30 protein-coding genes and 1 pseudogene are annotated in these 24,981 nt (G+C 39.4%); 11 read left to right on the top strand and 20 right to left on the bottom strand.

Annotation, left to right across the window (positions count from 1 at the left end):
* The first annotated feature begins 104 nt into the window (after nt 1–104).
* Nucleotides 105–974, top strand: a complete 870-nt coding sequence (locus tag ACRPLY_RS11565) for a LysR family transcriptional regulator (RefSeq protein WP_325078166.1) — start codon at nt 105–107, stop codon at nt 972–974.
* 27 nt (nt 975–1,001) lie between these two features.
* Here ACRPLY_RS11565 and ACRPLY_RS11560 read toward each other — a convergent pair whose 3' ends face one another.
* The 5 genes from ACRPLY_RS11560 to ACRPLY_RS11540 form a co-directional block, all read right to left on the bottom strand.
* Entirely contained in the window at nt 1,002–1,481 is a 480-nt protein-coding gene (locus ACRPLY_RS11560) for a DUF2798 domain-containing protein (RefSeq protein ID WP_325078165.1), read from the bottom strand.
* Nucleotides 1,482–1,736: 255 nt separating this feature from the next.
* Nucleotides 1,737–2,981 carry a glutamate-aspartate/proton symporter GltP gene (gene gltP, locus ACRPLY_RS11555; RefSeq protein ID WP_325078164.1) on the bottom strand — a complete coding sequence of 415 codons (1,245 nt, stop codon included), beginning with the start codon at nt 2,979–2,981 and terminating at the stop codon, nt 1,737–1,739.
* A 200-nt stretch (nt 2,982–3,181) separates the two neighbouring features.
* On the bottom strand, nt 3,182–3,520 hold the full coding sequence (locus ACRPLY_RS11550; RefSeq protein ID WP_029715023.1) for a zinc ribbon domain-containing protein YjdM: 339 nt from the start codon (nt 3,518–3,520) through the stop codon (nt 3,182–3,184).
* A 90-nt stretch (nt 3,521–3,610) separates the two neighbouring features.
* Nucleotides 3,611–3,811, bottom strand: coding sequence for a hypothetical protein (locus tag ACRPLY_RS11545; protein ID WP_165636460.1), 201 nt, complete (start codon nt 3,809–3,811; stop codon nt 3,611–3,613).
* Between the two features lie 32 nt (nt 3,812–3,843).
* Nucleotides 3,844–4,026: a hypothetical protein gene (locus ACRPLY_RS11540; RefSeq protein WP_165636459.1), complete on the bottom strand. Its 183-nt coding sequence runs from the start codon at nt 4,024–4,026 to the stop codon at nt 3,844–3,846.
* Nucleotides 4,027–4,251: 225 nt separating this feature from the next.
* Here ACRPLY_RS11540 and ACRPLY_RS11535 point away from each other — a divergent pair, with 225 nt between their 5' ends.
* Nucleotides 4,252–4,590, top strand: coding sequence for a hypothetical protein (locus tag ACRPLY_RS11535; RefSeq protein WP_325078163.1), 339 nt, complete (start codon nt 4,252–4,254; stop codon nt 4,588–4,590).
* A 29-nt stretch (nt 4,591–4,619) separates the two neighbouring features.
* On the opposite strand, the gene ACRPLY_RS11530 is transcribed toward ACRPLY_RS11535, so the two are convergent.
* The 3 genes from ACRPLY_RS11530 to ggt form a co-directional block, all read right to left on the bottom strand.
* A complete protein-coding gene (locus ACRPLY_RS11530) occupies nt 4,620–5,231 on the bottom strand; it encodes a CBO0543 family protein (RefSeq protein WP_034263929.1) in 612 nt (203 codons plus the stop codon).
* Between the two features lie 43 nt (nt 5,232–5,274).
* Nucleotides 5,275–5,775 carry a CBO0543 family protein gene (locus tag ACRPLY_RS11525; protein WP_034263928.1) on the bottom strand — a complete coding sequence of 167 codons (501 nt, stop codon included), beginning with the start codon at nt 5,773–5,775 and terminating at the stop codon, nt 5,275–5,277.
* A 202-nt stretch (nt 5,776–5,977) separates the two neighbouring features.
* A complete protein-coding gene (gene ggt / locus ACRPLY_RS11520; protein ID WP_325078162.1) occupies nt 5,978–7,588 on the bottom strand; it encodes a gamma-glutamyltransferase in 1,611 nt (536 codons plus the stop codon).
* 176 nt (nt 7,589–7,764) lie between these two features.
* On the opposite strand from ggt, the gene ACRPLY_RS11515 reads away from it, so the two are divergent.
* Nucleotides 7,765–9,153: an alpha/beta fold hydrolase gene (locus ACRPLY_RS11515; RefSeq protein ID WP_325078161.1), complete on the top strand. Its 1,389-nt coding sequence runs from the start codon at nt 7,765–7,767 to the stop codon at nt 9,151–9,153.
* Nucleotides 9,154–9,189: 36 nt separating this feature from the next.
* Here the strand turns inward: ACRPLY_RS11515 and ACRPLY_RS11510 are convergent, their stop codons facing one another.
* On the bottom strand, nt 9,190–9,735 hold the full coding sequence (locus ACRPLY_RS11510) for a GNAT family N-acetyltransferase (RefSeq protein ID WP_325078160.1): 546 nt from the start codon (nt 9,733–9,735) through the stop codon (nt 9,190–9,192).
* A 102-nt stretch (nt 9,736–9,837) separates the two neighbouring features.
* On the opposite strand from ACRPLY_RS11510, the gene ACRPLY_RS11505 reads away from it, so the two are divergent.
* Nucleotides 9,838–10,302, top strand: coding sequence for a hypothetical protein (locus ACRPLY_RS11505; protein ID WP_325078159.1), 465 nt, complete (start codon nt 9,838–9,840; stop codon nt 10,300–10,302).
* A 255-nt stretch (nt 10,303–10,557) separates the two neighbouring features.
* Here ACRPLY_RS11505 and ACRPLY_RS11500 read toward each other — a convergent pair whose 3' ends face one another.
* The 4 genes and pseudogenes from ACRPLY_RS11500 to ACRPLY_RS11485 form a co-directional block, all read right to left on the bottom strand.
* A complete protein-coding gene (locus ACRPLY_RS11500) occupies nt 10,558–10,800 on the bottom strand; it encodes a hypothetical protein (protein ID WP_376185460.1) in 243 nt (80 codons plus the stop codon).
* Nucleotides 10,775–11,959: a M20 family metallopeptidase gene (locus tag ACRPLY_RS11495; protein ID WP_165636456.1), complete on the bottom strand. Its 1,185-nt coding sequence runs from the start codon at nt 11,957–11,959 to the stop codon at nt 10,775–10,777. The genes ACRPLY_RS11500 and ACRPLY_RS11495 overlap by 26 nt, the downstream gene beginning before the upstream one ends.
* Nucleotides 11,937–12,218 (bottom strand): hypothetical protein, encoded by a 282-nt coding sequence (locus tag ACRPLY_RS11490; RefSeq protein WP_325078158.1) that lies wholly within the window; start codon nt 12,216–12,218, stop codon nt 11,937–11,939. Before ACRPLY_RS11490 ends, ACRPLY_RS11495 begins: the two co-directional genes overlap by 23 nt.
* A gap of 405 nt (nt 12,219–12,623) precedes the next feature.
* Nucleotides 12,624–13,190: pseudogene (locus tag ACRPLY_RS11485) on the bottom strand (NAD(P)-dependent alcohol dehydrogenase); the annotation flags it as partial.
* Nucleotides 13,191–13,342: 152 nt separating this feature from the next.
* Between ACRPLY_RS11485 and ACRPLY_RS11480 the strand changes: the two are divergent.
* The 4 genes from ACRPLY_RS11480 (at nt 13,343) to ACRPLY_RS11465 (ending at nt 17,830) form a co-directional block, all read left to right on the top strand.
* Entirely contained in the window at nt 13,343–14,035 is a 693-nt protein-coding gene (locus ACRPLY_RS11480) for a response regulator transcription factor (protein ID WP_325077647.1), read from the top strand.
* Nucleotides 14,028–15,032, top strand: a complete 1,005-nt coding sequence (locus ACRPLY_RS11475; protein ID WP_325077644.1) for a sensor histidine kinase — start codon at nt 14,028–14,030, stop codon at nt 15,030–15,032. Before ACRPLY_RS11480 ends, ACRPLY_RS11475 begins: the two co-directional genes overlap by 8 nt.
* A gap of 100 nt (nt 15,033–15,132) precedes the next feature.
* The gene (locus tag ACRPLY_RS11470; protein ID WP_047750431.1) at nt 15,133–15,894 is read left to right on the top strand and encodes an ABC transporter ATP-binding protein; all 762 of its coding nucleotides are present in this window, start codon (nt 15,133–15,135) and stop codon (nt 15,892–15,894) included.
* Nucleotides 15,884–17,830 (top strand): ABC transporter permease, encoded by a 1,947-nt coding sequence (locus ACRPLY_RS11465; protein WP_325077642.1) that lies wholly within the window; start codon nt 15,884–15,886, stop codon nt 17,828–17,830. The genes ACRPLY_RS11470 and ACRPLY_RS11465 overlap by 11 nt, the downstream gene beginning before the upstream one ends.
* Nucleotides 17,831–17,878: 48 nt before the next feature.
* Here ACRPLY_RS11465 and ACRPLY_RS11460 read toward each other — a convergent pair whose 3' ends face one another.
* The 3 genes from ACRPLY_RS11460 to ACRPLY_RS11450 all read right to left on the bottom strand — a co-directional run bounded on the left by ACRPLY_RS11460 (nt 17,879) and on the right by ACRPLY_RS11450 (nt 20,411).
* A complete protein-coding gene (locus ACRPLY_RS11460) occupies nt 17,879–18,493 on the bottom strand; it encodes a GNAT family N-acetyltransferase (protein WP_325077641.1) in 615 nt (204 codons plus the stop codon).
* A 107-nt stretch (nt 18,494–18,600) separates the two neighbouring features.
* A complete protein-coding gene (locus tag ACRPLY_RS11455; protein WP_411736793.1) occupies nt 18,601–19,143 on the bottom strand; it encodes a dienelactone hydrolase family protein in 543 nt (180 codons plus the stop codon).
* Nucleotides 19,144–19,208: 65 nt separating this feature from the next.
* Complete coding sequence (locus ACRPLY_RS11450) at nt 19,209–20,411, bottom strand: PLP-dependent aminotransferase family protein (protein ID WP_325077639.1); 1,203 nt, start codon at nt 20,409–20,411, stop codon at nt 19,209–19,211.
* Nucleotides 20,412–20,930: 519 nt separating this feature from the next.
* On the opposite strand from ACRPLY_RS11450, the gene ACRPLY_RS11445 reads away from it, so the two are divergent.
* The 3 genes from ACRPLY_RS11445 (at nt 20,931) to ACRPLY_RS11435 (ending at nt 22,069) form a co-directional block, all read left to right on the top strand.
* Nucleotides 20,931–21,257 (top strand): PadR family transcriptional regulator, encoded by a 327-nt coding sequence (locus ACRPLY_RS11445; protein WP_028414558.1) that lies wholly within the window; start codon nt 20,931–20,933, stop codon nt 21,255–21,257.
* A complete protein-coding gene (locus tag ACRPLY_RS11440; RefSeq protein ID WP_028414559.1) occupies nt 21,258–21,797 on the top strand; it encodes a DUF2812 domain-containing protein in 540 nt (179 codons plus the stop codon).
* A 95-nt stretch (nt 21,798–21,892) separates the two neighbouring features.
* Nucleotides 21,893–22,069 carry a hypothetical protein gene (locus tag ACRPLY_RS11435; protein WP_165573543.1) on the top strand — a complete coding sequence of 59 codons (177 nt, stop codon included), beginning with the start codon at nt 21,893–21,895 and terminating at the stop codon, nt 22,067–22,069.
* A 26-nt stretch (nt 22,070–22,095) separates the two neighbouring features.
* On the opposite strand, the gene ACRPLY_RS11430 is transcribed toward ACRPLY_RS11435, so the two are convergent.
* From ACRPLY_RS11430 to ACRPLY_RS11415, 4 genes are all read right to left on the bottom strand, one after another.
* Nucleotides 22,096–22,872: a sulfite exporter TauE/SafE family protein gene (locus tag ACRPLY_RS11430; RefSeq protein ID WP_028414560.1), complete on the bottom strand. Its 777-nt coding sequence runs from the start codon at nt 22,870–22,872 to the stop codon at nt 22,096–22,098.
* Nucleotides 22,873–22,942: 70 nt separating this feature from the next.
* A complete protein-coding gene (locus tag ACRPLY_RS11425; protein WP_028414561.1) occupies nt 22,943–23,167 on the bottom strand; it encodes a sulfurtransferase TusA family protein in 225 nt (74 codons plus the stop codon).
* Nucleotides 23,168–23,191: 24 nt separating this feature from the next.
* Nucleotides 23,192–24,319: an MBL fold metallo-hydrolase gene (locus ACRPLY_RS11420; RefSeq protein WP_028414562.1), complete on the bottom strand. Its 1,128-nt coding sequence runs from the start codon at nt 24,317–24,319 to the stop codon at nt 23,192–23,194.
* Between the two features lie 62 nt (nt 24,320–24,381).
* A complete protein-coding gene (locus ACRPLY_RS11415; RefSeq protein WP_325077638.1) occupies nt 24,382–24,933 on the bottom strand; it encodes a sulfurtransferase TusA family protein in 552 nt (183 codons plus the stop codon).
* Nucleotides 24,934–24,981 lie beyond the last annotated feature (48 nt).

Here is a 24,981-nt window from a genome sequence, read left to right as displayed (position 1 = left end):
CTCCTCCACCTTTACTTTCAGTGTAGAGTAGCGGTGATATCATGTAAAATAAGCAATAAAGATAAAAGTCATCAATAAAAATGATAGCTGAAGGAGGAGATTTGATGGATATAAAAGATTTGCTTGTTTTTACAACGGTAGCAGAAGAAAAAAACATTTCAAAAGCTGCCAAAAGCTTAAGCTACGTGCAGTCGAATGTGACGATGCGAATTCAGCAATTAGAAGCGGAGCTGGGTACAAAGCTCTTTCAACGAAGCGGTAAAGGGGTAACGTTAACTTCCAGCGGAGAGCTGTTGCATCGTTATGCTGAACAAATTCTTCGTTTAACCAATGAAGCCACGGCAGCTGTGCAAAGCAGCTCGCACACGCCGATAGGACCTTTAAAAATAGGTGCAACTGAATCCACCGCGGCTCTTCGGCTGCCGCCTTTGCTTTCTACTTATTGCACTGCCTATCCTAATGTAGACTTCATCTTAGAAACACATACAACCGATGTTCTTATTCAACTGGTTTTAGAACGAAAACTTGAAGGCGCATTTGTGGCGGGCAGCTGTGACCATCCCGATCTAAACTCTTTATTTATTCGAGATGAAGAGCTTGTACTTGTGAGCCGCCATCCTCTTCCTTCTCTTTACAGCCTAAACGATATGAATTTATTAGCATTCAGCAGCGGATGCGCATATCGACATACGTTAGAAATGCTCATGACAAAAGATGGCGTGTTTCCAAAACGCATATTAGAATTTGGTACGATTGAAGCTATTATTGGGTGTGTAAAAGCAGGTATGGGCGTAGCTGTAATGATGAAATCCATTGTATCTAATCACGAACATTCATTAACGTTAACTCCGCTGCCGCAGCCATATAGAAAGGTTCCCACTTTTTTTATTACGCGAAAAGATGCCTTTGTATCGGCGGCTTTGCGTGAATTTTCTTCTCTTCTGACTGAACAGCTTTGCACAACAAAACCCTAAGAAAATAGGCGTTCTTAGGGTTTTGACTTAAGCCGTTGCCGGATTCTTTTTCACAAATTTCATAAACAATCCGCGAACTAAAGGTCCTATAATAAGAAGCTGAAGCGGATAGGCTACGATAAAGTTTTTCATAACGATCAGTGCATAGCTTGAAAGAAGCGGCTCTCCGTCTAAACCTTTCGTAAGTGACATCGTAATTAATCCGTATACAGACATGGAAAGCACCATTCCAATAACCATGCATGATGATAAAATCAACACGACTTTTAACTGTTTAGACTTATCAAACGGCAATGAAAATGCTACTTTTTTTGCTACGGGACCTACTAAGAAAGTTTCGACAGCCATGGCAACTACAAATGTGATAACCAAGTTTAAAATACCTTCTGCAAGTGTGATATGCCCGATGACATCATTTATGAACATGTTATACATCGTCATCACAAGCACCATCCCTCCGCACATCATCATTCCAAAATATATACTTTCTTTTTTAGTTGTGGGCATATTCCTCATCCTTTTCATGTTTTTTACTTGGCTTAGTATAGCTTTTTATCTTCCTTCTTCGTAAGTGAACATTTTGTGAACATTCATCTAAAAAAAAGCCCTGTGACCAAAAAACAGTCACAGGGCTTTTTTTTTAGACTTAAGCGGCGCGTCCTCTTTTTTTGAGTAGGGCTGAGTATGACAAATTACTCTAGTCTACATCGTTAATGATTTAAGAAAAAACCCCCGCTCTATGAGCTAAAGCGGGGGTTGGTTTTATAAAGATTCCGTGTGAGATGCAGGCGGAATTGGCGTTTGGGTTCGAAATACTTTTTCCCATTTCGAGACGACGATACAGGCAATGGCGTGGCCTGGAACGTTGACTCCTGTTCTTGCCATATCCATGATGCGGTCCACTCCTGCAATGATTGCGACTCCTTCAGCCGGCAGACCTACTGCATTAGCTGTTGCTAAAAGCACAACAAGTGAACCTGACGGGACAGCCGCAATTCCTTTACTTGTCATTACGAGTATAAGCATCATAAATAATTGCTGAGTTAAGGGCATGTCAATATTAAAAGCCTGTGCTAAAAAGACGCATGAAACGGATAAATACAAAGTAGATCCATCACAGTTTAACGACAGGCCGGACGGAATAACGAACGACACCACTCGTTTAGAACATCCGTACTTTTCCATACGCTCCATCAGCTGTGGCAGCACCGTCTCTGTACTTGTTGTTGAAAACGCAATAAGAAACAAGTCCCAAATCATTTTGAAGACTTCAAAATAGTTGAATTTGAACAAAAACCCAACAAGCGGAAATAAAATAAATAAAATAATAAAAAGGCCTAAAAAGACGGTTCCAATTAGCTTCAGCATCGGAAGCAGAAGGACAATGCCGTATTGCCCCACAGATGCAGCCATTAGCGCTAGTACACCAAGAGGCGCTGTGACCATGACAATTTGCGTTAATTTAAACATAATTTTAGCGGTTGATTCAAAAAATTTCATTGCAGGTTCGGATGCTTTCCCAACTCCTGAAGCGGCAACACCGAATAAAATAGCAAAGAAAATCACGGCCAGCAAATCATTTTTTGCCATCACATCTACGATATTCGTTGGAATGATGTTTAAAATCATTTGTTTAAAGTCCACGACCTTGTCGGTATACTGAGACAATTCACCGATATCTTTTTTAACAAGATGAGAAAGATCGAGGCCTACTCCGGGCTTTAGCAAATTCACTAACAGCAGACCAATCCCTAATACGATGGTAGTAATAATTTCAAACCAAATAATCGTCTTTAACCCTAGACTTCCCATTTGTTTCATACTGCCGCTTCCCGCAGCACCTATGACGATGGTTGAAAAGACAATCGGCACTACAATCATTTTAATGAGCCGGATAAACCCGTCTCCTACCGGTCTTAAAGCCATCCCGAAGTCCGGAAAAAAGTGCCCGATAACAGCTCCAATTACTAATGCAATTAAAATTTGAAACGCTAAAAATTTTTTCACATTTCTCCCTCCCCTTTGTCTTCATGAAACGGACATAAGTTCCATTAATATCCAAGTTCTCAGACACTTTAAGTAAATTCGGGACATTTAGCTAAATCCCTTCTAAAATAGACAAAACGGTCTATATATTTCACTTTGTCCGTTAAGATACATAGAAAAAAGCCAGGATGAAAGTCTTCTTCATCCTGACTTTTTTATCGTTATGCTTTTTTCACAAACTGAGATTTTAAGCTCATCGCTCCAAATCCATCAATCTTGCAGTCAATGTTATGATCGCCTTCTACTAAACGAATGCTTTTTACTTTCGTTCCGATTTTTACAACCGATGAGCTTCCTTTTACTTTTAAGTCTTTGATGACAGTAACTGAATCTCCGTCTTTTAAAGCATTACCGTTTGCATCTTTTACAGTAAGCTGTTCTTCCGTGCTTTCTGCTTTTTCATCTTGACCCCATTCATGCGCACACTCCGGGCAGATGAACAGGTTTCCATCTTCATATGTATACTGTGATTGACAGCTTGGGCAATTAGGTACATTCATTTTCTTTTCCTCCAACAGCAGCCCGTAACCAATGGTACGATCACGAGATTACGTTTTTTATCTGTTTTATACTGTCACATTTTTATACGTTTAACAAGCTTTTCTATTTTCTCTCTGCTGATGTTTTCTTTTCCAAATAAGTGAGCCGATAAACAGAACAAAACCCGCTCCAAAGACAAGAAGCTGATCTAAATAAAGGTCACCTGTCTTTACATACCGTATAATAAATAATCCTCCAAACAAGAGCATCAGCATACATGAAAACCGAATGAGGTATGAATTAATTTCCATTTTTCATTCCTCCTTTTTGTAAGACTTTTTTGTTACGAATAAAACGCGAACCATATGCCGAATGTAACTGCGTATAACGGCAAAATGACGGCTAGTTTTTGCTTCCACCCTTTAAAAAAAGAAGAATTACGAGGTGCAAACCAAAGCTCTAACGTACCGTATACCAGCAGTGCTCCCGCTGCTAGTATCGCAATCACAGTCTCTCCCAAGCCCATAAACACTCCTCACTTTCATTCTACGCACTTGAAGCTAAGCGCAGCGTATATAGTAAATCTCATCATTACAAAAGACCTTATAATCGTGATGCATGCGGATTTTGAGTACTTTCTAACAATACATTTATTACCATTGTATCATAATAAAAGCATTTTTGAGACTTTTTATATATGTAAATTATTGTATAATGAAAAGTAGACACAGAGAAAAAAGGGGAGGATTTTTTGAAGAAAACTCAGCTTATTTTTGTTATTACCCTGCTTATTGAAGGGGGATTAACCTATGCGTGCTCATCATTTTTGTCCGTTCGCTTTATTGAGCTTATGTTTTTTAGCGGACTTTTGTTTTCAGTTTTAACTTTTTGGTTTTCAAGCAGCGGAAGCAACAGCGCTCATTCTCACTATAACACTCACTCCATGAGGTTAATGTCTGGAGCCAATGTCGAACATAATCCGTTTCGTTTGCGCTGGACGGCTTATTTTCTTGCTTCTTTAAGCTTTACGGGAGTCGGCATGATTTTTTTCATTCTGTTGCTGACGGACGTTATTCCTCCAGTAAGCTAAAAAACCTGCTCTTCACAGAGAGCAGGCACTTACGAGAACAGCTTGAGGAGCAGGCATTTCCGCCTTACTTTATTCGCAACAGCTTGAGTCACATGATCTTTTAAAGGCCGAGTCAATATTCGTTTCAGCGGATGTTTTAGCATTCGTTTGCTAATGGGAACTTTAAAAATGATGCTGAGAACGACTGTTGCAAAAACCGATAGCAGCAAGACCGCAAAAGGCTTTTTTTGAAACCATCTCGAAAAGATAAGCATCATTACATAAATAAGTGCTGACCACCCCAAATGCCAGCCGTGTCTAAATGTAATCCCCTTACACCTCAGACCAAGCCATTCTACAAATGAAGCTGTACATACCCATTTTACGATATATTTTACCTGTTTAAGAAGTGTAGACGGATAAGTAGCTAAGAACGACAAAATCATGAGAGGTGTAATAAACATAAGGTGTAAAATACGCAGTACTTTTAATGAAAGATGAGAAGATTTAAAATCCCAAAGCAACTTATCGTTACATAAAAAGTAATAAAGAATATTAAAAAAGCTCACGTATAAAACCCCAGCATATAGCTCGTGAATTTTTTTCCACGTTTTCTTCTGGATATTTTGAAAAATCAGCCATAGAAGGACAGAAATATGCACCTTTGTTCACCTCTCTAACGTCGTTTTTAGAACCAATGTTATGTTATTTTATTTTCATTTCGTCCTGCTTCTTTTCAATTTTCCGAATCCATCCAATCAGCAGCCGGTTAAGGTAGGATTTTAACGTTACGCTAATAAAGGTGTGGTACCACATCCAGCCTGTTTTCCATTCGATGAGCTTCGTTCGTTTTTCAGCCCATAATTCAATAAAAAACATGGGAATCGTAAAAAGTACAATTTTATATAAAATCTTTAACCCTTTATCGTGATACGTAGCCTGATTAATCATAACGGATATGCTAGGATACAGTAAAAAGTCGAACAACACATTAATTCTAAACTGTTTTTTCAGTAAGCGAGTTGGATATCGAAGAAGGCCGTGAGAGACAATAAATTTATCAATAATACCATTTGTTAATGCATTAAATGCATAAGCCAGCAGCCAGTCTTTGATCGGTGGTTTTCTAAATAGAAAAGGGAGCATTCCCAGCCCTATAATCAGCATTGTACGTAAAAAATTCACTTCAAATTTTTTATTTCTCATAACCTTTTCGCTCCTTTCACCAAGTGTTGTTAGTATACCTTCGTGTCGATTGGCAGCTTAAGACGGTTGTTCTAATCCCGTTCTCTTTACGTACATGTTTGTTTTAGTTTTCAGTTCTTTGAAGAGATTTATACATATGGTTGAGACATGAAAAAAGCCCGACTCTAATCAGTACGGGCTTCTTTCTTGATCTATTTTGTTCTTACCATCCAGCTACACAACCATCCGTTCGTGATTCACTTCCTCCGCATAGCACGCCGCTTTCAGCGTCTCTCCAAATAATCTGTCCGCGCCCAAATGCCATCGAATCCACGGCTACTTCAATTTTATGTCCTTTTCGTTCAAGCGCTTGTGCTACGTGTGAAGGAAAAGTCGGCTCAACAAGCACCGTTTTATCTTTTTTCCACTGCCATCTTGGCGCATCTAAAGCGGCTTGAGGATGAAGGTGAAAGTCAATCGTATTCATGACAACTTGCATATGTCCCTGCGGCTGCATAAACCCGCCCATCACGCCAAAAGGTCCTACGGGCGCATTATTTTTAGTGAGAAAGCCTGGAATAATGGTATGAAACGTTTTTTTATTAGGAGCAAGACAGTTATCGTGATTAGGGTCCATTGAAAAATTGTGACCGCGGTTTTGCAGAGCAATTCCCGTTTCTGGCACAACAATTCCAGAACCAAAGCCCATATAATTACTTTGAATGAATGAAACCATGTTTCCTTCTTCATCAGCCGTTGCTAAATACACTGTTCCGCTTCCGACAGGTTCTCCTGCTTCAGGCTGCAGAGCATGTTCTTCTATAAGGCTGCGGCGATAGCTTGCATATGTATCAGACAGCAGTTCCCTGACAGGTACGTTCATTTTCGCTTCTTCGGTAATGTATTTTGCTCCGTCCGCAAACGCAAGCTTTATCGCTTCGATTTGTTTATGATACGTATCGACGGCGTCTTTTTCTTGAAGCTCAAAGCCTTTTACGATATTTAATGCCAGTAACGCAATAAGCCCTTGTCCGTTCGGAGGAATTTCCCAAACATCATATCCACGGTAGTGAGCGGAAATAGGATTTACCCACTCCGGTTCGTAAGCTGCCAAATCTTCTTTTGATAAAAAGCCGCCATATTTTTTGCTGAATGCATCCATACGTTCTGCAAGCTCACCTTTATAAAAGGCTTCTGCATTTGTCTCACCAATGAGCTGAAGCGTATGAGCATGATCAGTAGACGACCACATCTCTCCTGCTTTTGGTGCTCGTCCATTCGGCGCAAACGTTTGAAACCACGATTCAAATTCTTCGCTTGTATGTACTCGTTTAAACGTATCGTACGCTTGTTTCCATTGTTTAGCGAGTGTAGGCGCTAACGGAAATCCTTCCTTAGCATATTGAATAGCAGGCTCCAGCACTTGAGAAAGAGGCAGTTTACCAAATCGCTTTGATAAAGCAGCCCAACCAGCCGGAGCACCGGGAACCGTAACGGGCATCATTCCGTACTTAGGAATTTCTTTGTATCCTTTTTCCTTCAGCGCATCAATGGAAATAGACTGCGGAGAAGGTCCGCTCGCGTTTAGTCCATACAGCTGATTATTCGTCCAAACAAGCACAAACGCGTCTCCTCCGATTCCATTAGAGGCGGGCTCTAATACGGTAAGACTTGCCGCTGTCGCGATCGCTGCATCAATAGCATTACCTCCTTTTTTTAAGATATCAAGACCTGCCTGCGCTGCAAGCGGCTGAGATGTGGATATCATTCCTTTCTTTGCATAAACGGGAACTCGGTAAGATGGATATGGATGATAATGCGGATCATAGGTCATAAAAGCTTCTCCTCTTTTACACTTCTAGATTTATTTTAATTTTCTAAATAATTTAACTTCTTTATTTTACCATATTTATAGCCCAGCTCCTTTCTTTTTATCTCAGAATGACATGACTCCATTTACCTAAAATTGGTATACTAATAGAGTACAAGAATTGCCAAGGAGGATGATGTATGAAAAAAGTAAAAGCTGCCCTTCCACTCGCTGTTTCTTTAGCTCTCGGCCTTCAAGCACTCCCTATGTCCACTTCAACCATTCAAGCTGAAGCAGCGGCGAATGCTGCTCATCACTCAGCAAAAGTTGAAGTCAAACGAGCAAACGTATTTTTAACGAATGTAGCAAACGGAAAAACAAAAGAAGCTACGCGCTACTTTTCCCGCAGCCTGCAGTCAAAAATGAGTGAAGACAACCTAAAAACGTGGTGGTCATCTCTAACGGCTCAGTTAGGTGCTGTAAAAAAGATTGGGACAGCTGTACAAGGTGAAGTCAATACCGTTCATCGAAATGTAGAAATCCCCATTGAATTTGAACATGCATCAGCTACTTTAACCGTTCGCTTTAGTCAAAATCGTCAAATTGATGACTGGCGAATTGTACCGGACGAGCGCCAATTTTCATTTTCCACACCGCCTTATGACACCCCTAAGAATTACAGAGAAACACGACTTTTAATCGGCAAAGCACCTTACGAACTTCCAGCAACGCTCACTCTTCCAACACGTTCAAAGCATCAAAATGTACCCGTTGTCATATTAGTTCACGGATCAGGTCCTTCTGATCAAGATGAAACGTTTATGAGCTTAAAGCCGTTTCGAGATCTGGCTTCTGGACTGGCTTCTCAAGGAATCGCCGTTTTACGCTACAACAAGCGTACATACGAACATACAGCTAAAATGTCCGGTGAAAGTAAGATAAGCGTTGACGACGAAACAACGAACGATGCCGTACTTGCAGTCAAAGCAATGGCGAAACAAAAAGGCATCGACAGCCGCAATATTTTTATACTAGGACACAGTCAAGGCGGCATGATGATGCCTCGAATTTTAAATCAAACGCCTGATAAAAGCGTGCGGGGCTCTGTTTTACTTGCTGCACCGAGCCGCACACTTCCAGAGTTAATGCTTGAACAATTTGCCTATCTTGTATCGCTGAATCAGCTTCCGAAAGAGCAGCTTTCTTTTTTCCAGCAGCAGTTTGCCATTTTACAAGACCCAAATTTTTCGCCAGCTCAGCCGCCAAAAGAATTTTTGCTTGGCACGCCTTATTTTTGGTATGACTTAGCTCACTGGCACCCTGCAGAAGTTGCAAAATCTCAGAACACGCCGCTGCTTTTTTTACAAGGAGCGCGTGATTATCAAGTAACGACCGAAGATTTTGAAGGTTGGAAGCAAAGTTTATCTCAGCGTTCCAACACTTCTTTTAAGCTTTATCCAAAGCTCAACCACTTTTTCACAGAAGGAACTGGTGAAAAAAGCACGCCCGATGAATATGCTGTTTCAGCCAACATCCCTTCTTATGTCATTGATGATATTGTCAAATGGGTTCGTGAAACGCAAAAGTAACGAAACAAGGCGCTGTTTTATCAGCGCCTTGTTCTCTTACTCTTTAAACCTTCCCATTACAACCGTACTATAGTACTTCCCGTCAGACAGCACCTTGTCATTCTTTAATACTCCTTCTACTTCAAATCCGAACTTTTCATATAAATCAATGGCTTTTTTATTCGTTTCTAACACATTCAGCGTCATTTTCTTCATGCTCGCGCTCTCTGCCCACAGTATGGATTGCTGTAAAAAACCTTTGCCAATTCCGTATCCCCAATATTCTTTTGCGACGCATACACCAAACTCTACTTTATGAGCCAATCGCTTCAACTCATTACCTTCACATCTTGAAAATCCGACAATTTCATTATGTACAACCGCTACTAAAAATAAGTTTCGTTTACTTTCTGTTTCACGTTGAATAAGTTTTTCAAAGTCGGATTCGTCCATATACCCTTCTCCTGATTCACGATCTAAGTTTTCCGTTTCTCCATCTAGCTGAACTCTTAGGTGAGACAGTTCGTTTGCATCGCGAATGTGAGCTGAACGAATGATGTACTGAAGTCCTTTTACATGGTAAATCTGCTGATTGATGACCATCCTATACCTCCAAATGTATTTCTTTCATTCAATCTATCAATTAGTTTTAATTTCCTTTATTATAAATATTATACATAAAGAAATGAAAGAGAGTTGAAGGAATTGCTTTGGTTATTGCTTTTGATTCTATACGGCATTTACAAGTTGTATAAATCAAGAAGACCGCTAACGAAGTTTGGTCACTTTTATGAGAAAGCGTTTGAGCTAGAAGAAAAAAAGCGATATGAAGATGCGCTTGATATACGCAACCAAGGGATTGAACTCCATACCCTTACGGATTTAGAACGAGCTGATTTACATTTAGCGAACGGGCGTATGCTTTTAAAACTAAGGCAATATGAAGAATCAACGAAACACTACGATGCATCATTTAAACTCGCAAAATACGAAAAGTTTCCTTATTCAAAGGGATTCGACGAAGTTATTGAAGCCTACTTGTATGCAGGGCGTAAAGAAGATGCGCTGATAATAACCAATAACATGTTAAAACGGCAAAGCTATGATCAAAAATTCAAGAAGCTCGAGCCTTTAAAAGAAAAGCTTCTTTCATATGAAGACTCATGGTAAAATTAAACAAATGAAAGCGTATTATTCAGAGCGATTGAGGTGAGCATAGTGGTCATAACGGTTATTGTAGGAGTGCTAGGTCTAATTGGTTTAATTGCAGCAGGATTTGCGACGAATTATAAGGATACAAAGTAAGATGTCGTAAAGAAGAGTCGGTGGGACAAACGTAGTTTAGTTGAAAAAAGATCCGAACCATAAACAGTTGGGATCTTTTCATTGTGCTAGCGAACGTAGATTTAATCTATGTAGTAGCTTCTAGCTGTTGGTTGGAGGACAAGACGAAGACTCCTGCGGGAAAAGCGGAAGAAGTGAGACCCCGCAGGAGCGTAAGCGACGAGGAGGCTCAGCGGCCGCCCGCGGAAAGCGAAGCCTTGCACGGAAATCAACAGCCGTGTCACAAGCAATCCATACGAGCTCCTTTGTGCCTTTTTTCGTCTTTAAATTGGGGCATTGTATGTCTGAATCTCTTTTTTTAACGAGCCAACAGCTTTTCAGCAACGCGCAAAAACATCTTTACTCCAACTTCAAGCGAGGCTTCATCTACCGTAAACTTCGGATGATGATGAGGGTATACGATGCCCTGTTCTTCATTTCGCGCTCCAATGTTAAAAAATGCTCCTTCCGTTTCCTGCAGGTAAGCTGAAAAGTCTTCTCCTCCCATTTTAGGAGACAGCGTCTTTACACGGTCTTTTCCGTATTCTTCAATGGCTGTTTCTTCAATTAACCTTGTAATTTCTTCAGAGTTAATGACAGGGTGATAGCCTTTTTCATACGTAAACGTGTACTCTGCGCCGTAGGCTTCTGTTAGTCCTTTTACAATCCGGTCAATTTGTGCCGGAACTTTTTCTCGCAGAGCCGCGTCAAAGCTTCGAACGGTACCATTCAGCTCCACTTTATCAGGAAGTACGTTGTGCGTAGTTCCTCCGTGAAATTGTGTAACCGATACGACTAATTTATCGATTGGATTCGTCGTTCTTGAAACAATCGTTTGAAGGTTCGTCACAATTTGCGCTCCTACAACGATCGCATCAACTGCTTCATGAGGCGCTGCGGCGTGTCCTCCTTTTCCTTTAATCGATATGTTAAACGTGTCAGGCGAAGCCATCATAGGACCTGCAAGCACGCCGATTTCTCCGACGGGAAGACCAGAATTCAAGTGCGTACCAATTACATAATCCACACCTTCCATCACGCCTTCTTTCACAAGCTCCTGGGCTCCTCCAGGCAGCAGCTCTTCTGCGTGTTGAAAAATCAAGCGAATTTCTCCTTTAAATTCATTTCCTAACTGAGAAAGCACAGAAGCTACTCCTAGCAAAATAGCCGTGTGACCGTCATGTCCGCATGCATGCATCACGCCTTTATGAACCGAAGCAAATGAAAACGTATTTTCTTCTTCGATCGGCAGCGCGTCCATATCCGCTCGAATTGCTACTACCTTTCCCTCTTCTTTCCCTATTAATCTAGCTACCACGCTTGTTGGTGTAGGACGCGTAATGATAAAGCTTCCAAACGAACGAAGCGTATCTTCCACAAACTGAGCCGTTCGGTGCTCTTGAAACGATAATTCAGGATAGCGATGAAAATGTCTTCTCCATTCAATTACCTGCTTCTTCAAGCTTTCTGTGACGCTGTATTCACCGATTGATTTGACTGTCATAAACAAATTCCCCCTTTGTTTGACTATATCGATTGGCTGGAACGGAAAGATTTAAATTTCCGCGCAGCGTATCGCTTTCATATGAAGTGTCGTAAAGCCCGCGCTCTTGCAAGATAGGCACCACTTTTTCCACAAACTGATGAAACGTCTCGCTCATAAACGGGCGAAGCACAAATCCATCCGCTGCTTCCTGCTCATACCATTTTTGCATTTCATCCGCTACGTGCTCTGGCGTTCCTGGAAACGGCGAACGAGGCAAAATTGTTTCAAGCGCGACCTCTCTTAACGTTAACTTTCGAGCAGCCGCCGCTTGTTTAATTTTATTCGTGGTGCTTTGAAAGGCATTGGCTCCGATATCCCCTAACTCTGGAAACGGTGCGTCTACGTCAAATTGATGAAAGTCATAATCATCAAAAAAACGAGCTAAATATGTAATGGCATGATCAATTGGAATTAAAGCGGCAAGCTCTCCATATCTTCTTTCTACATCTTCCTCGCTATCTCCTATAACTAAATCAATACTAAAAAAAAGAGATGCTTTGATTGTTCAAAGCATCTCCAGTCGTCTGGTCAATCGGTTTTAAATAGCTGTTTAGTTGACTTATCTGCATGTTATACCTACTATCCGGGTAAGTCAAATCATCTTTTCAAATATGTAGTTTTATTACTTTAAAACTACAACCACATTTCCTACCTTATGTCCGGTCTCTACATACTCATGAGCTGATGGAATTTGTTCTAGAGAGTAGCATCTATCAATGACTGATTTGATCCGGCCTTCTTCCATGAGCTTTTTAAGAAACAATAAATCTTCCGTCTGCACTTTCGCAATTCCTTGTCCTTTTACTGAAACAAAGCGCCCATTTAGTGTTAACGCTTCCTTACACTGGTTTTTTGTAAGTTTTCCAACGGCATCAAAAATAAGATCATATCTTTCTTCTTTTTTAGTAAAATCTTCGTTTTGGTAGTCGATGACGTAATCTGCTCCTAAAGATTTTACTAGTTCCCTGTTTTTAGCACTGCTCACGCCTGTCACTTCAGCTCCGTAATAGTTAGCAAGCTGTACAGCGGTAGTTCCTACGGCACCTGACGCACCGTAGATAAGCACTTTTTGTCCGGCTTGAATGTTTCCTTTTCTAAAAAAATGCAGAACCGTTGTGCCACCAAAAGAAATAGAAGCCGCCTCTTCATAGGTTACATTTTCTGGCTTTACAGCTATTGTCCCTTTTTCACTAGCGTTCAATATATGTTTATAAGCTATGCTCATCAAAAGCTATTCTTTCACATTTTATAAAGAACGTCGGTGAATCTACTGTCACATATGGTAAATAAAAGGATATTGCTATAAAATAAGTATAAAAACAGAAAGCGTGGTACGTGTTATTGTTTAAACTTCTTTTAATTGAAGATGATGTAACGCTGTTTAACGAACTGAAAGAGCGGTTGGAGCAATGGTCATATGATGTTTACGGCATCCGTAATTTCAGTAACGTTATGCAGGAGTTTAGCGAGGTAAAACCTGATTTAGTGATTATGGATATTCAGCTGCCGAAGTATGACGGCTTCCACTGGTGCAGAATGATTCGCTCTCACTCGAAAATCCCTATTATATTCCTATCTTCACGAGATCATCCTTCTGATATGGTCATGTCTATGCAGTTTGGAGCCGACGACTTTGTGCAAAAGCCGTTTCATTTTGATGTGCTTGTAGCAAAAATACAAGCCCTTCTCCGCCGCGTGTATAATTATAGCGTTGAACAAGTAAGCCTTCTTTCGTGGCAAGGCGCAACGATTGATTACGAAAAAAATAAAGTATCAACGGAATCTAAAGCTATTGAATTAACCAAAAATGAAATCTTTATTCTAAAATGCTTAATACATAAAAAGAATACGATTGTAAGCCGAGATGAGCTGATTAATAGTTTGTGGGAAGATAAACGGTTTATCAGTGATAATACCCTAACGGTAAACGTCAATCGCCTGCGAAAAAAGTTAGATGAAATTGGACTGGGAAGCTTTATTGAAACAAAAGTCGGTCAAGGCTACGTAGCGATTGAAGAGGAACGCTATGATTAAACTCTTTATTCGCGAGCGTCTAAGCTGGATCCTTTTCTTTTTTATCATACATTTTTTTATGCTATTTATCGCGTATATTGATGAATCCATTCCTCTGTCTTCGATTCTCTATATCGTGTTTTTATCATCGATTATCTTTCTTATTTTTTGCGTCTTCCGCTATCAGAAAGAAACGAAATTTTACCAAGGGTTAAAAGATGAAGAGGATTTCTTTGATTCTTCTACTCTTTCTCATCCGCTGCGCCCCTTTGAAAAGATTGTTCAGCAAAATCTGATGCAACAATTAGAACAGGCGAAAAAAGATGCGGTGCAAACTCAGCTGCACGTGACGCAGGAAAAAGATGAAATGTTAGCTTGGATTCACGAAATTAAAACGCCGTTAACTGCAATGCATTTAATAATTGAACGCTTAGAAAATCGAGAAGTTAAAGCAAACTTGACGTTCGAGTGGCTCCGTATTCACTTTTTACTTGATCAACAGCTGCATCAAAAGCGCATTTTCTTTATCGAAAATGATATGTATATTGAACATCTGGATTTAGAGTCCCTTATTTTCACTGAAATCAAAACGCTGCAAGCTTGGTGTATGCAAAAAAATATTGGGTTTGATGTGGACATACAGGCAGAACGTGTACTGTGTGACGCAAAGTGGTTTTCGTTTATTATGAGACAGCTCTTAACAAACGCAGTCAAGTACAGTGAAGCATCTGACGTAATGATTAGAAGCTACAAGCACCATGGTCAAGTGTACGTCGAGATAAAAGACAGCGGACGCGGCATTTCTCCTCAAGATATGCCGCGCATTTTTGAGAAAGGTTTTACATCAACCACTCAGCATGAAGACAGCCGTGCCACAGGTATGGGTTTGTATCTCGCTCAAAAAGCTGCGCACGCTCTTTCTATTCACATTGGCGTGCAGTCAGCTCTTAACGAAGGCACGACGTTTACACTTGCCTTTCCTAAATCAAATGATTTTGTTGATATGAAAAGCATGTGACAAAAATGTCACATGCTTTCGTTATTTGTTCGGTGAATCAAAGGAAAAGCTAAAGCCCTTTTTCTATAATAAACGTATCAGATTAAAGGAGTGAGTACATATGAACATATTAGAAGCAACTAATATTCATAAAAGCTACGGAAATAAATTTAATAAACAAGAAGTATTAAAAGGTGTAGATATTATGATTATGAAAGGAGAATTTGTAGGAATTATGGGGGCTTCCGGCTCAGGTAAAACGACGCTTCTGAACGTGCTTTCCTCGATTGATAAAATCAACGGCGGAACCATCAAAATTGAAGGAAATGAAATTAGCAGAATGAAAGAAAAGCAGTTAGCAAACTTCCGAAAAACACATTTAGGCTTTATTTTTCAAGACTATAACTTGCTCGATACACTGACAGTCAAAGAAAATATCCTCTTGCCTCTTTCTGTTGTCAAAACTCCTTCGGCAGTAGCTCACAAAAAATTTGACGCGCTAGCCAAACAGCTCGGCATCTATGAGCTCAAAGATAAATATCCAAATGAAATTTCGGGCGGACAAAAGCAGCGTACTTCTGCTGCAAGAGCCTTTATTCATGAGCCAAGTATGATTTTTGCTGACGAACCAACCGGTGCACTTGACTCAAAAGCAGCCAGCGATTTGTTAAACAAACTGACCGAGCTTAATGATAAAAGAAGCGCAACCATTGTGATGGTAACGCATGACCCAGTGGCAGCCAGCTACTGCAGTAAAGTCATTTTTATAAAAGACGGACAAATTTATACGCAGCTGTATAAAGGCGACCAAACGCGAAAAGACTTCTTTGAAGATATTATGAAAACGCAAGGCGTACTAGGCGGAGTCCAAGATGAATATTAATCAGCTCGTTTTCCGCAACTTCAAAAAGAATGTAAAAAACTATTATTTGTACGTTTTTGCACTGATTTTCAGCGCAGCTTTATATTTTGCTTTTGTCACGCTTCAGTACGATCCTGCTCTTGATGCAACCAAAGGCTCCATTAAAGGAGGCGCGGCGGTTCGGGCCGCTTCTGTTTTACTTGTAGCCATTGTTTCTATCTTTCTACTATATGCAAATACGATTTTTATTAAGCGACGCAGTAAAGAAATTGGCTTATTTCAGCTAATTGGCATGACCAAAACAAAAATTTTCCGTATTTTGACCGTTGAAAATTTTATGCTGTATTTTGCCTCACTGATTGTCGGCATTTTAATTGGGTTTTCGTTTTCAAAAGCGGTCATTATGATTTTGTTTAAAATCACCGATACAAAAGGCATTGCCAAGCTTCACTTTTCAGAAGAAGCCTTGATTCAAACGCTGATTGTGTTCGGCGTCATCTATTTGTTAATCATGACGATGAACTATCTTTTTATTAAAAGACAGACCATTTTAGCCCTATTCCGCGTTACGTCATCTACAGAAAGCAAAACAAAAAAAATCAGTATTCTTGAAATTATTATTGGAATTCTTGGCATGATCTTTATTGCTTCCGGCTACTATATTTCTGCTAAATTGTTTGACGGATCTTTTACAAGCATGAATGATTTGTCCATCGCAATGGTATCTATTTTAGCTTCGGTTATCATCGGAACCTATTTGTTTTATAAAGGCTCAGTTCGCTTTTTATTAAATCTTATGCGAAAAAGCAAAAAAGGCTATTTGTCGATTAACGACGTATTATCTCTTTCTTCCATTATGTTTCGAATGAAATCAAACGCATTATTACTAACGGTGATTACAACCGTATCCGCTCTTGCTATCGGTTTTTTATGCTTGAGCTACATTTCCTATTACTCTGCTGAAAAGTCGGCTGGAGACTATGTACCTAACGATTTTTCTATAAATAATACAAAAGACGCTGCTTTGTTTAAAGCCGCGCTGGATCGAAAGAAAATAGCATATACGGAAAAAAAGATCGACGTCATCCAAGTAAAAGCAAACGTAAAAAGCATCTTAGAACATGAACTAAAAAGTCCAATGGTAGACTCGTCCGCTATGACGATTCCGATGATTAGTGAAAAATCAGTTAATGGCTTAAATCTAGCTCAAAACGAAACCTTGTTTACTGGCTATAATAATATGCTTCAAAAAACAATGGCATTTAAAGATTCGGGACAAATTGAGTTAAAAGGAAAGAAAAAAGTAATTTTCCAAAAATATGTAGGATTAAATCGAGAATTTCTTCTACCTATTTATTTTACCGGGGGCGGTTTGCCTACTGCCATTGTAGATGATGCTGTATTTAATGAGCTTAAACAGAATGCGGACCCTTCTATTCAAAAAGAATCGTCTGTCTACACTGGAATAGACATATCAAATGAAGATAACTTACAAAAAGCAAATGAGCTTTTCGGAGAAATGAAATTTAGCAATAACAGCTTAAATGATTCCCGTATGGATATGATGGGGAGCCAAAAGCAGACTATGGGTCTAATTATGTTCATTGTCGCTTTTCTAGGACTGGCCTTTTTAATCACGTCAGGGTGCATTCTTTACTTTAAACAAATGGACGAAAGTGAAGATGAAAAGCCGAACTATACGATTCTTAGAAAACTCGGCTTCACTGAAAATGATTTACTAAAAGGCATAAAAATAAAGCAGCTTTTTAATTTCGGCATTCCGTTAATCGTAGGCTTGCTTCACAGCTATTTTGCCGTACAATCCGGCTGGTTCTGGTTTGGAACAGAGGTTTGGACACCAATGATTATCGTCATGATTGTCTATACGGCGCTGTACTCTATTTTTGGTATTTTATCTGTTCTTTACTATAAAAAAATTATTAAACAAGCTCTCTAAAAATAAAAAGCACAAGCTATAGCTTGTGCTTTTTATCTTTAAATGCCATTAATTGCTGGCGTTTTCTTTATTTTCCGCACTGGCTTCATGTAAAAAATTTTCTAATCGCTTTTTGACAAACGGCCATTCGTCATCGATTATACTGAAGATGACCGAATCTCGTACGTATCCATCTGGTAAAAGCATATGTTTTCTGCTAATGCCTTCTTGCGTAGCACCTAACCGTTTAATAGCCGCTCTAGACCGCTTGTTTTGCGCATCCGTTTTGAATTGGACGCGGTGAAACTTCAGCTCTTCAAAACAGTATTTTAATAATAAATACTTACACTCCGTGTTGACTCGAGTTCGCCACACGGATGGATGATACCACGTCCACCCTATTTCTACGCTTTTGTTAGGAAGTGATATATCTAAAAATCTTGTGCTTCCTACAATTGAATGTGACTCTATATCAAATACAGCAAAAGGCAGCTCTCTTCCTTCCTGCTTGGCTTTTAAAGCACTTTCAATCAGCTGTTTCATATCACTTAGACGATGAACTTTTACCGGGAGATGCTCCCAAATTTCTTTCGGTTTTGCAGCTTCATAGAGTCCTTGCTCATGCATTTTTTCAAGCGGCACTAGCTTTACCGCTGTTCCTACAAGTTCAACTGACTTTAGCATAACCTCACTCCTTTTTGATACGTTTAAAGAAAATGTTAATACAGGTATACGTACTGAAAAAGGGTCAGTTTCTGCTTATTGCAAGGTATCACTTTCAGCGTGTATAGCTAGTGATCAGCTAAGTGCTTTTCGAGAAAGTCACTTACTGTTTGGAAGGCTTCGTCCGCTGATTCTTTATTAAAGGTTTGTGAAAAAGGATTCATAAACCCATGAAATCCATAAAACTTTTTGATTTCCAAAAGCGGCTCTCTTTTTTGCTCTAGTGAGTTTATTAAACAGTCTACATCAAATGTTTGCTCCTCAGCGGGAAAAATAAGAAGAGTTGGACACACAGGACGTCTATTTATATAGTCTCTAATGCGCGATCCGTAACAGCCAATCACAAAGTCACACAAATTGTTTTCACTGCATAGCCACGATATTGTGGCTCCTACACTAAATCCTATGACCCCTACTTCTTCATATTCTTGCTTTAGCTGAGTTAACATGTTATTGATTTGTCTTGAACCCTCATCAATACCGATGTTTTGAACAAAGTTTTGATAAGCCATGTCCTCTTCTTCATAACGATAAGGAACGTCTCTAGATAATAAGTTAGGACAGATAATATCTGCCTCTAACTTAGACAATTCCTGTTTTACAAACTTCATATGATCGTTCACACCGTATATTTCATGAATTAATAAAATGGCTTTATTTAATTTTTTCATTTCTTTTATAAAACAGTCGTTTCTCTCGCCAGTTCACGGTGCAATACGTCTCCCATGCGCTTCATGCCTTCTACGATTTGTTCAGCAGACATATTAGAGTAATTCAAGCGCAGCGCGTTGTTTCTTGTGCCATTTGGAAAGAATGGTGTTCCCGGAACACAGGCTACGTTATTTTTTAGAGATTCTGAAAAGATATGTGCTGAATCGATTCCTTGGGGCAGCTCTACCCAAATAAACAATCCGCCTTCTGGCTTACTGTAAGACAAATTCTCCGGAAAAAATTCTTCAATACAAGATAACATTTGTGTACATCGCTCTTTATACACAGCTTTAATTTTTTGAATGTGCTCTTCGATATCATAAAGCTCCATATACTTAGCCGTTACCCGCTGAGCAAAGCTGTCCGTATGCAAGTCTGCTACTTGTTTAAATGCCACGTACTTATCAATGAAAGCTTCATCTGCGCACACCCAGCCGATTCGAAGACCTGGTGCAAAGATTTTAGAGAATGTGCTGATATAAATAACTCTGCCTTCTGTATCAAAATGCTTAACGGGCGGAAGGGTTTCTCCTGCAAATCGTACGCCTCCGTATGGATTGTCTTCTACAATCAGCACGTCGTATGCATTCGCAAGCTCGATCATTCGCTGACGTCTTTCTCGCGTTAAGGTGCGTCCTGTAGGGTTTTGAAAATCTGGAATTGTATAGATAAATTTAGCATTCGGATTTTCCTGAAGTTTTTTCTCCAGCTCTTCCATAATCATTCCGTCTTCGTCCATATCTACTTCTACAAACGTTGCATTGTAAGATTTGAAGACGTTAATGGCTGCTAGGTACGTTGGACTTTCACAGATTACCACGTCTCCGTCATTAAGAAACAGTCTTCCTGTAAGATCGATTGCCTGCTGAGATCCGGACGTAATTAAAATGTTCGAAACAGTGGACTCGATGCCAATATGCTTCATTCGTGTCGAAATGGCTTCTCGTAAAGGAATATACCCTTCAGTTGTACTATATTGGAGCGAAGCGGCTCCGTCTTCATTTAATACGGCGCGGCACGCATCGTTCATTGCTTCAACGGGAAATAGCTCCGGCGCTGGAAGTCCTCCTGCAAACGAAATCACTTCTGGTCGTTCCGTTACTTTTAAAATTTCGCGCGTTTCAGAGGATTTTACAAGACTAGCTCGTTGGGCAAATTTATCTTTCATTGATGATCATTCCTTTTTTAGATTTTAAACTTTTGCAGTGACTCAAACTTTCAATGGCAAAATTAATTATTCGAATAGTCAGAAAAATTAAGACGGATGCTTCTATTCATGAGATTATGCAGCTTTTACAGCTTGCAAGATGCCTTTTTAACAGACAACTAGCATGTGCGTCCTCTCTGACTCTCCCTTTCTCCTTTCAATATATATTTTTCTTATTCCCTATCTGTAATACAATTCAAAGGTCGTACGATAAATATGGCCTTATATTTAATGTATGTTAAAAAGGATAACATAAAATTCAAATAAATAAACAATAAATTCTACAAATTCTTAATTTTTTATACAAATATATTTATCTCACTAAACGATTCTTCAAAATCATTCCTTTTATATATGTGTCAAAGAAGTTCATGGCGCAATTATAGACCTAAAATTTAACATTTTCTATTGACTATTTATATCATTAAATGATATATATTAATTAACGATATATCGTTTAATGATATAAGGAGGTTGAATATGCCGCGAAACGATTCATTAGAGACGGGGGAACTTACCGACACGTCTTACTACATCTTAGTGTCCCTCATAGAAGCAAAACACGGGTATCTTATCATGAAAACCATTGAAGATATGACCAATCAACAGTTTTCGATTGGACCTGCATCTATGTACACTACAATTAAAAAACTTCTTGCAGCTGAGTTAATCATGCTTTATGGCGAAAGCAAAGACAAAAAGAAAACGTATGTTGCAACAGAAAAAGGAATTCAGTTTTTAAAAAAAGAAATTCAGCGTCGCAAAGAAATGATTAAGCACGCTGAAGATATTTTAGGAGGTTTATAAATGAAAAAGACAAAGTACATACTGAGCGGCGGGACTGCTTTTGCCGAAAAAGAAGATTTACAAAAGCTCAGCGACTATGCAAAAAAAGGCTGGCTTTTAGACCGTTGGGCTCTTTTTGGATATACATTAAAAAAAGGAAAGGCTCAAGAGCTTCAATATTCACTAGATTTTCAAGAACATGCAGATGATGAATATTTTTTGCTTTTTAAAGAAGCCGGATGGCAGCACGTTTGTTCAACAGGTCATGCTATGCATATTTTCAGCGCATCTCCGGGAACAAAACCTATTTATTCCGATGTAGAAACGATCATTGACAGATACGAACGAGAAAAGCGTTCTGTAGGAAAAGCAGCTCTATCTATTCTTGTCGCGATGGTGTTTCTGCTGCTTTTTGACGTTATGAGCTTATACGGCTGGCTTCCGGAAGCAGTAGGTACAATAAGCGAGATTTTATTAGCGATTTCAACAGTAATTTTAGTATTTCCAGGACTTCCTTACCTTGCGTATCAGCGTAAGCTAAAAAAGCTTAGTAACATCTAAAGAGATTCCCTTTTCATTGACCTGCCGTATAAAACTCGTTATAATCCTTATTAACTCGATAAGATTTAAAGGTTTTAGTACAGGAGTGATGAAAAGTGAAATGGCTTCATTTTCTGTTTAATGAACGATGCCCAAAATGCAAGCAAGTGTTAAATACATCAAAATCTAACGCACTTCACGCTACTGTTGTGAAAGTGTGTCCGTCTAACCACTATCAAAAAGAATTTCATCCTGCGCTTGAAACGTATGTGGAAAGTGATGAAGTGCTATAAAAAAAGCTATGGGAATCCATAGCTTTTTATAGTAGCCCCCACCAAATCTTAATTGCCGTTGCTAGAATCAAACCGGCAAGGATCCACTGAAGCACTTTTGTATTCATTTTCTGACCAACTTTTGCACCGACTGGAGAGGCAATTAAACTTGCCGCAACTAAAATAAGTGCCGGTATAAATGGGACTTGATGGGTCACCAGCTTTCCAACCGTTGAACCAATGGAAGAAATAAAGGTAACGGCTAGTGAAGTTGCGATGGTTATTCGAGTTGGAATTTTAAGCACCACAAGCATCACAGGAACTAAAATAAAGGCTCCTCCTGCTCCTAACACTCCTGCTACGGCTCCGATAAGCAGTGATAAAATAGAAGCTAATCCTTTATTGAATTGAAGTTCGCCTTCTTTTATCTCATCTACATTTTTCTTTGGAATAAACATCATAACAACCGCAATAAGAGCTAAAACTCCATATACAACATTTAACCCTTGTTCATTCATATAATGTGAGCTGTAGCTTCCAAGCATGCTTCCGATTAGAATATTGCTGCCCATATATAAAATTAATGATTTATTTAAAAATCCACTTTTTCGATATGCCCATACGCCGCCTATTGTCGCAAAGAACACTTGAATGGCTCCTGCACCTGAGACTTGATGAGCCGTTAGTGCTCCTACTCCTACTACTGGGGGAATATATAACAGCATCGGATAATTAATAACAGACCCGCCAATACCGACCATACCGGAAATAAACGACCCAATAAATCCAATAAGAAAAAGCGTGATGATAAACGTAAGATCCATCTATAGTCGCTCCGTTTCATATAAGGAAAGGGTACCTTTTACAAGAGATACCCTTTTCATCCATTATTTCTTATCCTTTTTTAATCCAAAATTTAAGAACGTCGCCTTCTTCTGTCTGAAGAAGCTCATGACCGCCAGATTTTGCCCAAGCTGCAAGGTCATTTTTCGCTCCTTTATCCGTTGCGTGAATTTCTAACACTTGACCTGGTTCTAGTTCATTCATTGCTTTTTTTGTTTTAACAATCGGCATTGGACATGCCAGCCCTTTTGCATCTAGTACTTTATTTGATTCCATTTCTCTCTCTCCTTTGTTTAGGTTTTAGCGAATCGCACAGCGGTTTGGTCCAATTTCCATTTCACGCTGTTTTTCTTCATCTGGGATTACTTTTCCCATGTTGGTTTCACGAATTTCTTGATACGCATTCGGCTGCGGCGGTAAATTATCTGTTACTAAGTGTCTGAACTCTGCTTCGTTTTCAATATTTAATCCATGATTTTTTGCAAACAACGTACCTAACTTTTCAGCTACGCTGCCGTTGTCATTTAGCTCATCAATAATCATAAAGTGAGCTGGTAATACGATTAACTCATCTGATAATGCTTTATAGCGTGTATAAAGCGTCTCGCGCAGATCGCCTACCCAGTCTTCAGCCATACCAGCTAAATCAGGACGTCCAATTGAATCAATGAACAAAATATCACCTGAAAGCAAGTATTGATCGTCTACGATAAAAGAAGTTGATCCAATCGTATGACCCGGTGAATAAAGAGGCTGAATCGTAATCATTGTGTTACCAATCACGACATCGCTGCCTTCTTCTAAAGCCTTGTAGTCAAAAACCACTTCTTCTGCATCTTTTGGAGGCAGCCAGTACGCTGCATTTGTTGCTTCCGCAATAACTCTTCCTCCTGAAATGTGATCTGCATGAAGGTGCGTATCAAACACATGCTTAACAGTGACGCCAAGTTCTTTGGCAAAGTTGATGTACACATCTGCCATACGCGTCGCATCAATAATAGCCGCTTCACCGTTTGATACAATCATATAAGATAAGCATCCTTTACCGATACGAACAAACTGATAAATTTCTCCGCCGTCTTTTAAATCTCCAACTTTAACAGGCTCTAAATATTCACTCCACGCTTTCATACCGCCTTTAAGGTACGATACGGTAAGTCCCGCTTCTGAAAGCATGTCAGCTACCATCACGGATGAACCTTCTTTAGCACAGACAACTAATACTTCTTTATCAGAAGGGATTTTTTCTAAGATTTCTTCTACTCCGTCTAAAAGATCGAAGTATGGAACATTTAAATGCTGAAATTGATGACCTTCAATTTTCCAATCGCTAAAATCACTTTCGTTACGAACGTCTAAGATAAATAGCGGTTCTTTATTGATAATTTTAGATGTAACTTCTTTTGCAGTAAGTACATGTACTGTCATATTAAAATACCTCCTTAGGTATATAAACTATCAAATTTTTTTAATTCGCTATGCTCAATTGATTATTCTACTTTACCCGTCCAGTCACGCATACCAGGAACCACATTAACCAAGTACTTAAATCCTTGCTTCTTCATCGTTTGGCCTGCCATTTCACTTCGTCTTCCAGAGTGGCAAATAATATAAATTTCATCTTCTTTATTTAACTCATTGAAACGTTTTTCTACTTCACCAAGCGGAATATGAACCACGCCTGGAATATGAGCTTCATCGTATTCTTCTACTTCACGAACGTCTAAAATGTGAAGATGTTCATCATTCTCTACTTTTTTCGCAAATTCTTCTAATGAAATTTCAGGAATTGGCGTTACGTTTTCTTCAGCTCCGCCTTTACGAAGAAAGTGGTGAAGAACGTCACCTGCTGCCTCGGTACCTAAATACTCATGACCTGTGCTTTTTGCCCACGCTTGTAAGTCAGCGGTAGAGCCTTTATCCGTTGCTTGAATTTCTAGCACTTGACCTGCTTCTAATTCATTCATTTTCTTCTTTGTTCTTACGATTGGCATTGGACATGCTAACCCTTTTGCATCTAATACGAAGTTTGCTTGCATCATTTCTTTTTCCTCCTTGGTTTAAATACTGATAGGGGTATATTTTTATCT

Origin of the sequence: Priestia sp. TGN 0903 (assembly GCF_050846855.1) — a bacterium.
In the GTDB taxonomy this organism is placed as follows: domain Bacteria; phylum Bacillota; class Bacilli; order Bacillales; family Bacillaceae_H; genus Priestia; species Priestia zanthoxyli.
This window is presented reverse-complemented; position numbering and strand designations above follow the sequence as displayed.

What these genes read in the sequence shown, in the direction of transcription:
- ACRPLY_RS11565 (WP_325078166.1), top strand. Translation starts at nt 105, where the DNA reads ATGGATATAAAAGATTTGCTTGTTTTTACAACGGTAGCAGAAGAAAAA.
- ACRPLY_RS11560 (WP_325078165.1), bottom strand. Translation starts at nt 1,481, where the DNA reads ATGCCCACAACTAAAAAAGAAAGTATATATTTTGGAATGATGATGTGC.
- ACRPLY_RS11550 (WP_029715023.1), bottom strand. Translation starts at nt 3,520, where the DNA reads ATGAATGTACCTAATTGCCCAAGCTGTCAATCACAGTATACATATGAA.
- ACRPLY_RS11545 (WP_165636460.1), bottom strand. Translation starts at nt 3,811, where the DNA reads ATGGAAATTAATTCATACCTCATTCGGTTTTCATGTATGCTGATGCTC.
- ACRPLY_RS11540 (WP_165636459.1), bottom strand. Translation starts at nt 4,026, where the DNA reads ATGGGCTTGGGAGAGACTGTGATTGCGATACTAGCAGCGGGAGCACTG.
- ACRPLY_RS11525 (WP_034263928.1), bottom strand. Translation starts at nt 5,775, where the DNA reads ATGAGAAATAAAAAATTTGAAGTGAATTTTTTACGTACAATGCTGATT.
- ggt (WP_325078162.1), bottom strand. Translation starts at nt 7,588, where the DNA reads ATGACCTATGATCCGCATTATCATCCATATCCATCTTACCGAGTTCCC.
- ACRPLY_RS11515 (WP_325078161.1), top strand. Translation starts at nt 7,765, where the DNA reads ATGAAAAAAGTAAAAGCTGCCCTTCCACTCGCTGTTTCTTTAGCTCTC.
- ACRPLY_RS11510 (WP_325078160.1), bottom strand. Translation starts at nt 9,735, where the DNA reads ATGGTCATCAATCAGCAGATTTACCATGTAAAAGGACTTCAGTACATC.
- ACRPLY_RS11495 (WP_165636456.1), bottom strand. Translation starts at nt 11,959, where the DNA reads ATGACAGTCAAATCAATCGGTGAATACAGCGTCACAGAAAGCTTGAAG.
- ACRPLY_RS11475 (WP_325077644.1), top strand. Translation starts at nt 14,028, where the DNA reads ATGATTAAACTCTTTATTCGCGAGCGTCTAAGCTGGATCCTTTTCTTT.
- ACRPLY_RS11470 (WP_047750431.1), top strand. Translation starts at nt 15,133, where the DNA reads ATGAACATATTAGAAGCAACTAATATTCATAAAAGCTACGGAAATAAA.
- ACRPLY_RS11465 (WP_325077642.1), top strand. Translation starts at nt 15,884, where the DNA reads ATGAATATTAATCAGCTCGTTTTCCGCAACTTCAAAAAGAATGTAAAA.
- ACRPLY_RS11460 (WP_325077641.1), bottom strand. Translation starts at nt 18,493, where the DNA reads ATGCTAAAGTCAGTTGAACTTGTAGGAACAGCGGTAAAGCTAGTGCCG.
- ACRPLY_RS11455 (WP_411736793.1), bottom strand. Translation starts at nt 19,143, where the DNA reads ATGAAGTTTGTAAAACAGGAATTGTCTAAGTTAGAGGCAGATATTATC.
- ACRPLY_RS11450 (WP_325077639.1), bottom strand. Translation starts at nt 20,411, where the DNA reads ATGAAAGATAAATTTGCCCAACGAGCTAGTCTTGTAAAATCCTCTGAA.
- ACRPLY_RS11445 (WP_028414558.1), top strand. Translation starts at nt 20,931, where the DNA reads ATGCCGCGAAACGATTCATTAGAGACGGGGGAACTTACCGACACGTCT.
- ACRPLY_RS11440 (WP_028414559.1), top strand. Translation starts at nt 21,258, where the DNA reads ATGAAAAAGACAAAGTACATACTGAGCGGCGGGACTGCTTTTGCCGAA.
- ACRPLY_RS11430 (WP_028414560.1), bottom strand. Translation starts at nt 22,872, where the DNA reads ATGGATCTTACGTTTATCATCACGCTTTTTCTTATTGGATTTATTGGG.
- ACRPLY_RS11425 (WP_028414561.1), bottom strand. Translation starts at nt 23,167, where the DNA reads ATGGAATCAAATAAAGTACTAGATGCAAAAGGGCTGGCATGTCCAATG.
- ACRPLY_RS11420 (WP_028414562.1), bottom strand. Translation starts at nt 24,319, where the DNA reads ATGACAGTACATGTACTTACTGCAAAAGAAGTTACATCTAAAATTATC.
- ACRPLY_RS11415 (WP_325077638.1), bottom strand. Translation starts at nt 24,933, where the DNA reads ATGATGCAAGCAAACTTCGTATTAGATGCAAAAGGGTTAGCATGTCCA.